10 protein-coding genes, 2 tRNA genes and 1 rRNA gene are annotated in these 13,155 nt (G+C 61.5%); all 13 read left to right on the top strand.

From position 1 onward, the window contains the following. Positions 1–83 precede the first annotated feature (83 nt). The 13 genes from ffh (at position 84) to F8A90_RS16010 (ending at position 13,155) form a co-directional block, all read left to right on the top strand. A complete protein-coding gene (gene ffh / locus F8A90_RS16070; RefSeq protein WP_054557273.1) occupies positions 84–1,520 on the top strand; it encodes a signal recognition particle protein in 1,437 nt (478 codons plus the stop codon). A gap of 223 nt (positions 1,521–1,743) precedes the next feature. After that, complete coding sequence (rpsP, locus tag F8A90_RS16065) at positions 1,744–1,995, top strand: 30S ribosomal protein S16 (RefSeq protein ID WP_043336448.1); 252 nt, start codon at positions 1,744–1,746, stop codon at positions 1,993–1,995. Positions 1,996–2,002: 7 nt separating this feature from the next. Then, complete coding sequence (gene rimM, locus F8A90_RS16060) at positions 2,003–2,569, top strand: ribosome maturation factor RimM (RefSeq protein ID WP_166017810.1); 567 nt, start codon at positions 2,003–2,005, stop codon at positions 2,567–2,569. Positions 2,570–2,594: 25 nt separating this feature from the next. Then, on the top strand, positions 2,595–3,347 hold the full coding sequence (gene trmD, locus F8A90_RS16055) for a tRNA (guanosine(37)-N1)-methyltransferase TrmD (RefSeq protein WP_043336440.1): 753 nt from the start codon (positions 2,595–2,597) through the stop codon (positions 3,345–3,347). A gap of 196 nt (positions 3,348–3,543) precedes the next feature. After that, positions 3,544–3,900: a 50S ribosomal protein L19 gene (gene rplS / locus F8A90_RS16050; RefSeq protein ID WP_043336437.1), complete on the top strand. Its 357-nt coding sequence runs from the start codon at positions 3,544–3,546 to the stop codon at positions 3,898–3,900. A 267-nt stretch (positions 3,901–4,167) separates the two neighbouring features. Then, positions 4,168–5,076 carry a site-specific tyrosine recombinase XerD gene (gene xerD / locus F8A90_RS16045; protein WP_442778876.1) on the top strand — a complete coding sequence of 303 codons (909 nt, stop codon included), beginning with the start codon at positions 4,168–4,170 and terminating at the stop codon, positions 5,074–5,076. Between the two features lie 39 nt (positions 5,077–5,115). Further along, the gene (locus F8A90_RS16040; RefSeq protein ID WP_200017926.1) at positions 5,116–5,886 is read left to right on the top strand and encodes a DsbC family protein; all 771 of its coding nucleotides are present in this window, start codon (positions 5,116–5,118) and stop codon (positions 5,884–5,886) included. 190 nt (positions 5,887–6,076) lie between these two features. Beyond that, on the top strand, positions 6,077–7,393 hold the full coding sequence (locus F8A90_RS16035) for a homoserine dehydrogenase (RefSeq protein WP_166017814.1): 1,317 nt from the start codon (positions 6,077–6,079) through the stop codon (positions 7,391–7,393). 115 nt (positions 7,394–7,508) lie between these two features. Beyond that, the gene (gene thrC, locus F8A90_RS16030) at positions 7,509–8,900 is read left to right on the top strand and encodes a threonine synthase (RefSeq protein ID WP_166017816.1); all 1,392 of its coding nucleotides are present in this window, start codon (positions 7,509–7,511) and stop codon (positions 8,898–8,900) included. Positions 8,901–9,059: 159 nt separating this feature from the next. Then, positions 9,060–10,865: a single-stranded-DNA-specific exonuclease RecJ gene (locus F8A90_RS16025; RefSeq protein ID WP_200020087.1), complete on the top strand. Its 1,806-nt coding sequence runs from the start codon at positions 9,060–9,062 to the stop codon at positions 10,863–10,865. 481 nt (positions 10,866–11,346) lie between these two features. Further along, positions 11,347–12,887: ribosomal RNA gene (locus F8A90_RS16020) — 16S ribosomal RNA — on the top strand. Positions 12,888–12,963: 76 nt separating this feature from the next. Then, positions 12,964–13,040: transfer RNA gene (locus F8A90_RS16015), tRNA-Ile, on the top strand. A 39-nt stretch (positions 13,041–13,079) separates the two neighbouring features. Beyond that, positions 13,080–13,155 (top strand) — tRNA-Ala (locus F8A90_RS16010).

The raw sequence follows: 13,155 nt of genomic DNA, 5'->3' as shown, positions 1-13,155 counted from the left end.
GTCATGCCGTGCGCCGGTCACGAGGTGGCTTACGCCCTCGTCCCCGCAGCGCGGACCCCAGACGTCCCTAGCCGGAGAGGCCCATGTTTCAAAGTTTGAGTGATCGCCTGTCGCATACGCTGAAGTCGATTACCGGCCAGGCCAAGCTGACGGAAGACAACATCAAGGACACCCTGCGCGAAGTGCGCAAGGCGTTGCTTGAAGCCGATGTCGCGCTGCCGGTGGTCAAGGCCTTCATCGAGCGAGTGCGCGAACGTGCCGTCGGTCAGGAAGTGTCCAAGAGCCTGTCGCCGGGCCAGCAGTTCGTCAAGATCGTCCAGCAGGAGCTGGAAGCGATCATGGGCGAAGCCAATGAAGGCCTGACGCTCAAGGGCAGTCCGGCCGTCATTCTGATGGCAGGCCTGCAGGGTGCGGGCAAGACGACCACCGTCGCCAAGCTGGCACGCTACCTGCGCGAGCGCGAGAAGAAGAAGGTGCTGGTGGTCTCGGCCGACGTCTATCGTCCGGCCGCCATCGACCAGCTGGAAACGCTGGCCAAGGAAGTCGGGGTCGATTTCTTCCCCTCCGACTCCTCCCAGCAGCCGGTGGCCATCGCCGAGGCGGCGATGAAGCACGCGCGCATCCAGTTCCACGACGTGGTGCTGGTCGATACCGCCGGTCGTCTGCATGTCGATGCCGACATGATGGACGAGATCGCCGCCCTGCACCGCAGCGTCAATCCCGACGAGACACTGTTCGTCGTCGATGCGATGACCGGTCAGGATGCCGCCAACACCGCCAAGGCCTTCCACGAAGCCTTGCCGCTGACCGGTGTCGTGCTGACCAAGGCCGACGGTGATGCGCGTGGCGGTGCGGCCCTGTCCGTGCGTCACATCACCGGCAAGCCGATCAAGTTCATGGGCATGGGGGAGAAGGTCGACGCCCTCGAGCCCTTCCACCCGGATCGTATCGCCTCGCGCATCCTCGGCATGGGCGACATGCTGTCGCTGATCGAGGAAGCCGAGCGCACCGTCGACAAGAGCAAGGCCGAGCAGCTGGCCAGCAAGGTCAAGAAAGGCGAAGGCTTCGATCTCGAGGACTTCCGTGACCAGTTGCAGCAGCTCAAGAACATGGGTGGCATGGGTAGCCTGATGTCCAAGCTGCCGGGCATGGGGCAGCTGGCGGAAGTCGCCCAGAGCCAGGCCAGCGAGAAGGAGCTGGGCAAGCTCGAGGCGATGATCAACTCCATGACGCCCAAGGAACGTCGCAACCCGGATCTCATCAATGGGTCGCGCAAGCGCCGCATCTGCATGGGTTCCGGTACTCAGGTGCCTGATCTCAACCGTCTGCTCAAGCAGCACAAGCAGATGGCCAAGATGATGAAGAAGGCCGGCAAGAAAGGTGGCATGCAGAAGATGATGCGTGGCATGTCCGGCATGATGGGCGGTGGCGGTGGTCCTGGCGGCCCCGGTGGTATGGGTGGCATGGGTGGTATGGGTGGCCCCGGCGGCATGGGCGGCGGACGCTTCCCGCGTCGCTGATTGCTGACCCGATGCCCGATGCAGCGCTGATGAGACATGGGCGCTGACACCAGGAATTGCGCTCCGTGGCACGTCCCGTGCCACGGAGCGTGTGTATGGCCTTGGAAAAAGGTTTCCAAGGCTTGCCAATTTCCGTAGAATGTCGCCTCTTCGTGTGGACCCTCCATGCGAAGACGAGTTCTGTGGCACGATTTTCACTTCAACACGAAGGACAGATTACGCAATGGTTACCATTCGTCTGGCACGTGGTGGCGCCAAGAAGCGTCCCTTCTACCACCTCGCTGTGGCTGATTCCCGCACAGCTCGTGATGGCCGCTTCATCGAGCGCGTCGGCTTCTTCAACCCGGTCGCTCGCGGCCAGGAAGAGCGTCTGCGCGTCGATCTCGAGCGCGTCGCTCACTGGCAGCAGCAGGGCGCACAGGTCTCTGACCGTGTCGCTCAGCTGATCAAGGAAGCTGGCAAGCAGCAGGCTTGATTCCAGGATGCCTACTCAACCGAACAACCCGCAGCCGACCGCAGCGTCATCGCATGACGATGATGTCGTGGTAATGGGGAAGCTTACCAGCCCCTATGGCGTCAAAGGCTGGCTCAAGGTGTATTCCTACACCAGCCCGATTGACGGCATCTTCGATTACGCTGGCTGGATGCTGAAGCTGGACGGGAAGCAGATTCCCGCCCGCCTCGCTCAGGCGCGTCGCCATGGCAAGGGCCTGGTGGCACAGCTCGAAGGTATCGACAGTCGCGAAGCAGCACAGGAGCTGGCCGGGGCGGAGATTCTCCTGCCCAAGCAGCACCTGCCGCAGCTGGAAGTCGGTGAGTACTACTGGCATCAACTGGAAGGTCTCGAGGTGGTGACGCTGGATGGCCAGCGCCTCGGGAAAGTGAGCACCCTGATGGAAACCGGTGCCAACGACGTTCTGGTGATAAAGCCTAACGACGACAGCATCGATGAGAAGGAACGGCTCGTGCCGTACCTTCCCGATCAGGTGGTTCGCGATGTGGATCTCACTGCTGGGCGCATGAGCGTCGACTGGGATCCCGAATTCTGATGTTAAGCACAGAGAGCTGACGCCTGTGTGGATTGGTGTAGTGAGCCTGTTTCCGGAAATGTTCACGGCGATTACCGCCAGTGGCGTGACCGGCCGAGCGGTCGACAAGGGCCTGCTCGAGGTCGATTTCTGGAATCCTCGCGACTACGCCACCGACAGGCACCGTACGGTCGATGATCGTCCCTACGGCGGTGGTCCCGGCATGTTGATGAAGGTCGAGACCCTGCGTGGCGCCATTCGTGACGCCCGCGCCGCTGGCGGTGACAACGCTCGTGTGATCTATCTCTCCCCGCAAGGCCGCAAGCTGGATCAGGCCGGTGCCCGCGAACTGGCGACGCAAGAGCGTCTGATCGTGGTGGCCGGACGCTATGAAGGCATTGATGAGCGCGTGGTGGAAGAGGAGATCGACGAGGAGTGGTCGATCGGCGATTACGTCCTGTCTGGCGGGGAACTGCCGGCCATGGTCCTGATCGATACGGTGGCACGCCTGGTGCCGGGCGTACTCGGGCATGAAGCCAGCGCGGAGGAGGATTCCTTCACCGATGGCCTGCTCGATTGTCCGCACTATACCCGCCCTGAAGTCATCGACGGCAAGCGGGTGCCGGATGTTCTGCTCAGTGGCAATCATGCCCTGATCAAGCGCTGGCGGTTGCAGCAGTCTCTGGGACGTACCTGGCTCAGGCGTCCGGATTTGCTGGAGAGTCGCACGTTGACTCGTGAGGAGCGCAAGCTGCTCGACGAGTTCATCGCGCAGCACGCCCGGAAAGGCAAGGCCTGACCGCTGCGAACCGAAGGTTCGCTGTCAGGAGAAGGCCGCCACCGTGGCGGAGGTGCGGCACGGCCCGGAGTCATCTTGCGGGAGTTCCGTGGCGCGTCACACACAAGGTCGATCCCCGTGTTCAAGGCCGTTTGCGGTGCCGGGGTCATGACGAACATCAGCCTCAGGGTTGATGCTAACGAATTTGGAGCTAGCGATGAGCAGCAAGAATAAACTGATCCAGGCGATCGAAAACGAGCAGATGGCCAAGGAAATCCCGGCCTTTGCACCGGGCGACACCATCGTCGTCCAGGTCAAGGTCGTCGAAGGTACCCGCGAGCGTCTGCAGGCCTTCGAAGGCGTGGTGATCGGCAAGCGTAACCGCGGTCTGAACTCCGCCTTCACCGTCCGCAAGATCTCCCACGGTGTGGGCGTCGAGCGTACCTTCCAGACTTACAGCCCGCAGGTTGCCGCTATCGACGTCAAGCGTCGTGGTGACGTCCGTCAGGCCAAGCTGTACTACCTCCGTGAGCGTAGCGGCAAGTCTGCACGCATCAAGGAAAAGCTGGGCTAAGCGCTCCGCATTCCCTGACTGCAGAACTCGGCAGTACTGCGGAGGAGCGAATTGCCACTTGCTCCTCCGCCATACGAAGACCCCGCCATGCGATGCATGGCGGGGTCTTCGTGTTTGTGCATCAGGGAAATCCGGTGTGACTTGCAGCAGATTCATTTCATCGTCAGGGCATCACGGTAGAATCGAGGCTCACGCAGGCTCGGTGCCGCGGTACATGACGGCCACGGCGAGCGCGGATGGCGCGTCATTCAGGATGGGGAAGCGGGAATGATGGACGACGATGCGTTGGTCGAGGCCTTTCTCGATACGTTGTGGCTAGAGCGGGGTGCCAGTGACAATACGCTCGGCGCCTATCGCAGTGATCTCGCGGCCTGGCGGCGCTGGTTGGTCGATCAGTCGGAGACGAACGCTGACGCGGTGCCGTTGCTGAGCGTGGCACCGCAGAAGGTGCAGGCCTTCTGTGACTCGCGGCGTGAGTCGCATGCGCTGCGCTCCACGGCGCGCCTGCTGTCGGCATTGCGGCGCTTCTATCGCTGGGCACTGGCCGAAGGCATGATCGAGGCGGACCCGCTGCATGAGGTGCGCCTGCCGCGCGTGATTCCCAGCCTGCCGGGCACGCTGGATGAGGAGGAGGTCGAGCGCCTGCTGGAGGCGCCGGATCTCGAGACGCCCATCGGGCTGCGCGACCGCACCATGCTCGAAGTGCTCTATGGGGCGGGGCTGCGTATCAGCGAACTGGTCAATCTGAGTGTCGATGCGCTCAATCTGCGCCAGGGCGTCGTGCGTGTCACCGGCAAGGGCGATCGTGAGCGGCTGGTGCCGCTGGGCGAGGAGGCCTGTGACTGGTTGTCACGCTGGCTGTCCGTTGGCCGACCTGCGATGATGGCCGACCAGACGCGTCCGGCACTGTTTCCCGGCCGGCACGACAAGGCCATGACGCGACAGACCTTCTGGCATCGCATCCGGCGTCACGCCGTGACTGCGGCCATCAGCAAGCCTCTGTCACCGCATACGCTGCGCCATGCCTTCGCCACGCACCTGCTCAATCACGGTGCCAACCTGCGTGTCGTGCAGCTGTTGCTGGGACATCGTGATCTTTCCACGACCCAGATCTATACCCATGTGGCCCAGGCGCGTCTGGAGCGTCTGCATGCCGAACATCATCCGCGTGGCTGAGTGTCCTTCCCTCTGCGCGCGGACGCCAAGGAGTGTTTGATGAGCAAGTCTTTCCGTCGTCCGCAGGCCCTGTCCCGTGCGATCCGCCTCCTGAGCGCCGGCGCCATGCTGACGCTTGTGGCGCCATTGGCCCAGGCTGATGCGCTGGATGATCTGCGCGACAAGCTCGTCGTCAATGGCCAGCCGCTGCCGGTCGAATCACTGGCCTCCAGCCCGATCGATGGTCTTTATGAGGTGCGCCTGACCAGTGGCGAGAGCTTCTTTACCGATATCGACGGCAAGCATCTGATCGTGGGTGAGATGTACCGCAATGATGGCGACAAGGGGCTGGTCAATCTCAGCGAGCAGAAGGCCAATGGCGAGCGCCTCAAGCTGCTGGCCGAGGTGAGTGAGGATGATATGGTCATCTTCCGCCCCGCGGGTGAGGTCAAGGCGGTGATCAGTGTCTTCACCGATACCACCTGCCCGTACTGCCGCAAGCTGCACCAGGAAGTGCCGGAGCTCAATGCACGTGGCATCGAGGTGCGCTATCTGGCCTTCCCGCGCGGTGGCATGCGCTCGCAGGGCGCGCGTGAACTGGCGCAGGTGTGGTGCGCCGAGAATCGTACCGAGGCGATGAACCAGATCAAGAATGAAGGCGAAGTGCCCAAGCAGGCGGCCAGCTGCGATGCGCCGGTGCAAAGCCAGTATCAGCTGGGCACGCGCATGGGAGTGCAGGGCACCCCGGCCATCGTGATGCCGGATGGCCAGATGGTGCCGGGCTACCTGCCGGTGGAGCGTCTTGCCACCATGCTGGGCATCGATGACTGAGCCACACGAATCACATGAACCACAGGCGACAAGACTGCGCGTTGACAGGGCGTCCTGCCTTGCTACCGTGGTCACGACAGACGTACGTGCAGGATGTCTGGATAATAGACCGACGTGAGATCGGCAAGGCCGTCGCTGACAGTGGCGCGGCCCTCAAGGCTGGATACCGTAACAAGAGAGGAAAGCGACGTTGAAACCGGTGAAAGTAGGAATCTGTGGTCTAGGGACCGTAGGCGGCGGCACTTATAACGTGCTGATTCGCAATGCCGATGAGATTGCGCGTCGTGCTGGACGCCCGATCATCGTCGAACAGGTCGGCGCACGACGCGACAATCCTGACTGCGATATCACCGGCGTCAGCCGCACGCATGACATCTTCGAGGTCGCGCGCAATCCCGAGATCGACGTGCTGGTCGAGCTGATCGGCGGCTACGATGTCGCCTATCAGCTGGTGATGGAAGCCATCGCCAATGGCAAGCATGTCGTGACCGCCAACAAGGCGCTGATCGCCGTCCACGGCAACGAGATCTTCCGTGCCGCGGCCGAGAAGGGCGTGATGGTGGCCTTCGAGGCCGCAGTGGCCGGTGGCATTCCCGTCATCAAGTCGCTGCGTGAAGGCCTGGGTGCCAACCGTATCCAGTGGCTGGCCGGCATCATCAACGGCACCGGCAACTTCATCCTCAGCGCGATGCGTGATGAAGGTCGCAGCTTCGAGGACGTGCTGGCCGAGGCACAGGCGCTGGGCTATGCCGAAGCCGATCCGACCTTCGATGTCGAAGGCATCGATGCCGCGCACAAGTTGACCATCCTGGCCTCGATCGCCTTCGGCGTGCCGCTGCAGTTCGACAAGGCCTACACCGAAGGCATCTCGCGCATCACGGCCGAGGACATCGAGCAGGCCGATAACCTGGGTTACATCATCAAGCATCTGGGCATCACTCGCGCCACGGCCAAGGGCCTCGAGCTGCGCGTGCATCCGACGCTGATTCCCAAGGAGCGTCTGCTGGCCAACGTGCATGGCGTCAAGAATGCCATCGAGGTGATGGGCGACGCTGTCGGTCCGACTCTTTACTACGGTGCCGGCGCCGGTGCCGAGCCGACGGCCTCTGCCGTGGTCGCGGACCTGCTCGACGTGGCGCGCGATATCGCCACCGACCACCGCTACCGCGTGCCGTATCTGGCCTTCGCCGAGATCAATCAGCACGGCGACACCCTGCCGATCCTGCCGATGGAAGAGATCGAGACGGCCTGCTATCTGCGTCTGCACGCAGTGGACCGCCCGGGCGTGCTGGCGCGTGTCGCGTCGATCCTCTCCGAGCAGGGCATCTCCATCGAGGCGATCATCCAGAAGGAAGCCACCGAAGGGGAGCTGGTGCCGATCATTCTGCTCACGCACCGTGCGCGCGAACTGCACATGAACGAAGCGATTCGTCAGCTGGAAGCGCTGGTGGATGTCGCCGGTTCCGTGGTGCGCATTCGTGTCGAGGATCTCGACGACAACGCCTGATCGCGGGCAAACGGGGCGGGGCTATCGACGGTGATGGCACTGCCCCGCTGGGCAGCCGGCGCAGGCCGGAAGAGCAAGAATCATAACGGTGGCAAGAGCCACGGGAAGACACGACATGCGTTATATCTCCACGCGCGGCCAGGCGCCGGCGCTCGGTTTTGAAGATGTGGTTCTCACGGGGCTTGCCAGCGATGGTGGCCTGTACGTGCCGGAAACCCTGCCGCAGTTCAGCGCCGACGAACTGACGGCGATGGCCGGTGAGTCCTACGCGGAAATCGCCTTCCGTGTCATGAAGCCCTTCGTCGATGGCGCCATCGATGACGAGACCTTCCGTGACATCGTGCGCGAGACCTACGCGACCTTCAGTCACGATGCCGTCGTGCCGCTCAATCAGCTCGACAGCAACCATTACCTGCTGGAGCTGTTCCACGGCCCGACACTGGCCTTCAAGGATGTCGCGCTGCAGCTGCTGGGTCGCCTGCTGGATCACTTCCTCGCCAAGCGCGGCGAGCGCGCGGTGATCATGGGCGCGACTTCCGGTGATACCGGTTCCGCCGCCATCGAAGGCTGCCGTGCCTGCGATCATGTGGATATCTTCATTCTGCATCCGCACAACCGTGTCTCCGAAGTGCAGCGCCGCCAGATGACCTCCGTGCTGGCACCCAACGTCTTCAACATCGCCATCGAAGGCAACTTCGACGATGCTCAGGCGATGGTGAAGGCCAGCTTCGCCGACCAGGACTTCCTGAACGGCACGCGTCTGGTCGCGGTCAACTCGATCAACTGGGCGCGTATCATGGCCCAGACCGTCTACTACGTGGCCGCCGGTGTGGCGCTGGGCGCCCCGGCGCGTCAGGTCAGCTTCACGGTGCCGTCGGCCAACTTCGGCAACATCTTTGCCGGTTATCTGGCCTCACGCATGGGGCTGCCGGTGCGCCAGCTGGTGATCGCCACCAACGCCAACGACATCCTGCATCGCACCATCTCCTCCAATGACTTCTCGCGTCAGGAGCTGAAGGCGACGCTGGCACCGTCGATGGATATCGTGGTGTCCTCCAACTTCGAACGTCTGCTGTTTGAGGCCTATGGCCGCGATGGTCAGGCGATCCGTGAGCTGCTCGAGCACTTCTCGCGTGAACCGGCAGCGCTGGCGGATGCCCCGCTGGCCAGGCTGCGTGAGCTGTTCTCCAGCCACAGTGTCGATGATGAGACGATCCTCGAGGTCATCCGTGAGGCGCACCATCGCACCGGCGAGATTCTCGATCCGCATACGGCAACTGGCTATCGCGCGGCAGAGGTCTGCCGTACCGATAGCGCGACGCCGATGATCACGTTGGCGACGGCGCATCCGGCCAAGTTCGCGGAAGCGGTGGCGCGAGCCGGCTTTGCTGGTGTCGATCTTCCGCCGCATCTGCATGACCTGCTGGAGCGCGAGGAGCGTTACAGCGTACTGCCGGCAGAATTGGCGGCAGTGCAGGACTTCGTGCGCGAGAATCGCCGCGGGTGATTGCAATAACTGCCGGTTGGCCCGCTCGGGGTGATCGGCAGTCATCTTTTCATGGCCGTCATGTCTGCAGTCCGCTGCCGAGATGACGGCCATGTCGTTTGTCAGGAGCTCTTCATGTCTGTCACTTCCCCCGTGTCGCCCCCATTCTCGCAAGACCCCATGAGTCGTCCGGACGAGCGCACGCTTGCGGCCAGCATTGCGCGGGTCATTCAGCCGCGCGCGCGTGACGAGCATCTCTATCAGCAGGGCATCGCGACCGGGCTCAGCGAATTGCAGGCACGTGTACTGGCAGGGCGCCTGACGCTGGAGAGCTGCAAGGCCCCTCTGGAGGCGCTGGTCACGCCGGCGCTCCGGCATATCGAGCATCCCGAACGGCTGGCCGATGGCCGGCGTGCGGCAGAGCGCATCGCGAGCGCCGTTGTCGAGGGGGAGCATATCGGCATCCTCACCGACTATGACGTGGATGGCATCACCTCGCATGTGGTGATGCTACGCACGCTGACCGAGCTGTTCGATGTGCCCTACGACCGCGTGCACAGTCTGATCGGCCATCGCATCCATGATGGCTATGGCATCAGTCTGCCATTGGTTGAACGCATCATGACGCTCTCGCCGCGCCCGTCATTGATCGTGACCGCGGATTGCGGCTCCAGTGATGAGGCGCGTCTGGCGTTGCTCAAGGAGGCGGGGATAGAGGTCGTGGTGACGGATCACCACGCGTTGCCTCAGGAAGGGCCGCCGGCTTCCGCCTACGCGACCGTCAATCCGACGCGAGACGACTGCGCCTACCCCGACGCGACCATTGCCGGTTGCATGGTCGCCTGGCTGACCATGTCCTTGACGCGCAACATCTTGATTGAACAGGGTAGGTTGCCGAGCGACGCACCCAAGTTGTCGCCGTGGCTGTCCTATGTGGCGCTGGGAACGGTGGCGGACTGTGTGTCACTGGGAGGAAGTGCGATCAACCGCGCGGTGGTCAATCTGGGCCTTACGTTGATCAACCGCATGCAGGAGCCCTGCTGGCGCGCGATGGCAGAGCGGCTCGGGGCGGATAGTGTGCCCTTCAATGCCGAGACGCTGGCCTTCCAGATGGGGCCGCGCATCAACGCCCGCTCGCGTCTGGATGATCCCTACGCCGCGCTGCATTTCATGCTGGCGCGTGAAGACGACGCGGCGCAGCGTGCACTGGAAGTGCTCGATCAGGACAACCAGTCACGCAAGGCGATCGAAGCCGAGATGGTGGAGTCGGCACGTGCCCTGGCCCTCACCTCCTTGCGGGAAGGGCACCAGGTGATCGTGGTCCACCTGGAGGATGGTCATCCCGGGGTGCAGGGCATCGTCGCTTCGCGTCTTGTGCAGCAGTTCGGGCGACCGACCATCGTGCTGACACCAGCCGCGGTGCCCGGCATGTTGACGGGCTCCGGGCGCTCCATCGAAGGATTGCACCTGCGGGATGCGCTGCAGCGCGCCCATGATCTCGCGCCGCAGTGTCTGCCGCGCTTCGGTGGGCATCGCGGCGCCGCCGGGGTGGGCTTGCCGCTGGCGGAAAAGGATAACTTCACTCGTGCCCTGCAACAGGCAGCCGCGGAGCAGTTGGGGGAGAGGGCGCTCAATCCCTTGATTCTCAGTGATGGTGAGTTGGTGGAAGGGCAGTTGAGTCTGGAGACGCTGGATGAGCTCGAGCGTCTGGCGCCCTTCGGGCGTGAGTTTGAGTCGCCTCTCTTCGAGGGCAGCTTCCTGGTCGAGAGTCTCAGGCCGGTAGGCGCCGATGGCACGCACTTGTCATTGGAACTCTCGCTCGGGCGTACGCGCCTCAAGGCGATCTGGTTCCGTGCGCTGTCGCCGGGAGAATCACCGGCATTCGGCGTGGGGGCCTCTCTGGAGTGTGCCTACAAGCTGTCACGCAATCGCTGGCGGGGGAGAGAGTCACTGCAGTTGATGCTGGAGCACGCAGTGCCTGCATGAGCTTGTTTGAATTGACAGGGATGTCTGGCTAAAAAGCCCTTGCCATCAAACCGATTCCTGCGTAAAGTACGCATCCGCTGCCGGGGACGCATGGCGTTACCAGCGGTGAAAGAGGTTTGCAGGTGGTTGTTTTACTTGATGTTTCTTGAAGCTCGCTTCGACATCATCGATTGACAATCCCGGGCGATTCGCTAGAATACGCCGCACTCCTTACGGAACAGGTGATCGAGCAACGCTCCTCACCGCTTGATGATGCTTAGAGGCAGTCGATTGACTCATCATCAAGTGCTTGACTTCTCAAGCGTTCCGGGTATAATATGCCTCCTCGCTTAACAGCGACGCTCTTTAAAAATTTGATCAGGTAATTCGTGTGAGCGCTTGCCGATGAGTGGTGACAAGGTCACCAAATATCGGAGCAAGCCTCTCACGAGAAGTTTGACTCTGAACCAAGTTTGGTCTGCTTAACAGACTATCAAGCTTTCAACTGAAGAGTTTGATCATGGCTCAGATTGAACGCTGGCGGCAGGCTTAACACATGCAAGTCGAGCGGAAACGATTCTAGCTTGCTAGAAGGCGTCGAGCGGCGGACGGGTGAGTAATGCATGGGAATCTGCCCGATAGTGGGGGACAACCTGGGGAAACTCAGGCTAATACCGCATACGTCCTACGGGAGAAAGCAGGGGATCTTCGGACCTTGCGCTATCGGATGAGCCCATGTCGGATTAGCTTGTTGGTGAGGTAATGGCTCACCAAGGCGACGATCCGTAGCTGGTCTGAGAGGATGATCAGCCACACTGGGACTGAGACACGGCCCAGACTCCTACGGGAGGCAGCAGTGGGGAATATTGGACAATGGGCGAAAGCCTGATCCAGCCATGCCGCGTGTGTGAAGAAGGCCTTCGGGTTGTAAAGCACTTTCAGCGAGGAAGAACGCCTTGGGATTAATACTCCCGAGGAAAGACATCACTCGCAGAAGAAGCACCGGCTAACTCCGTGCCAGCAGCCGCGGTAATACGGAGGGTGCAAGCGTTAATCGGAATTACTGGGCGTAAAGCGCGCGTAGGTGGCTAAGTCAGCCAGGTGTGAAAGCCCCGGGCTCAACCTGGGAACGGCATCTGGAACTGCTTGGCTAGAGTGCAGGAGAGGAAGGTAGAATTCCCGGTGTAGCGGTGAAATGCGTAGAGATCGGGAGGAATACCAGTGGCGAAGGCGGCCTTCTGGACTGACACTGACACTGAGGTGCGAAAGCGTGGGTAGCAAACAGGATTAGATACCCTGGTAGTCCACGCCGTAAACGATGTCAACTAGCCGTTGGGTCCCTTGAGGACTTAGTGGCGCAGCTAACGCAATAAGTTGACCGCCTGGGGAGTACGGCCGCAAGGTTAAAACTCAAATGAATTGACGGGGGCCCGCACAAGCGGTGGAGCATGTGGTTTAATTCGATGCAACGCGAAGAACCTTACCTACCCTTGACATCCAGAGGACTTTCCAGAGATGGATTGGTGCCTTCGGGAACTCTGAGACAGGTGCTGCATGGCTGTCGTCAGCTCGTGTTGTGAAATGTTGGGTTAAGTCCCGTAACGAGCGCAACCCCTATCCTTATTTGCCAGCGAGTAATGTCGGGAACTCTAAGGAGACTGCCGGTGACAAACCGGAGGAAGGTGGGGACGACGTCAAGTCATCATGGCCCTTACGGGTAGGGCTACACACGTGCTACAATGGCAAGTACAAAGGGTTGCAATACGGCGACGTGGAGCCAATCCCATAAAGCTTGCCTCAGTCCGGATTGGAGTCTGCAACTCGACTCCATGAAGTCGGAATCGCTAGTAATCGTGGATCAGAATGCCACGGTGAATACGTTCCCGGGCCTTGTACACACCGCCCGTCACACCATGGGAGTGGACTGCACCAGAAGTGGTTAGCCTAACCTTCGGGAGGGCGATCACCACGGTGTGGTTCATGACTGGGGTGAAGTCGTAACAAGGTAGCCCTAGGGGAACCTGGGGCTGGATCACCTCCTTATCGACACTGTCTATCGCTCGCGGCAAGTGCTCACAACGAATTACCTGATCAAGTTAGTTTATCGAGTAGTAGTGTCGGGTCTGTAGCTCAGTTGGTTAGAGCGCACCCCTGATAAGGGTGAGGTCGGCAGTTCAAATCTGCCCAGACCCACCAAAAGCTTCGTGCTTTTGTCGACACGGTTTTGCCGACTTTGGGGCCATAGCTCAGCTGGGAGAGCGCCTGCCTTGCACGCAGGAGGTCAGCGGTTCGATCCCGCTTGGCTCCACCA

The organism is Cobetia sp. cqz5-12 (assembly GCF_016495405.1).
GTDB lineage: Bacteria > Pseudomonadota > Gammaproteobacteria > Pseudomonadales > Halomonadaceae > Cobetia.
Note: the sequence above shows the minus strand (reverse complement) of the source record. Positions and strands in the feature narration are given on the sequence as shown.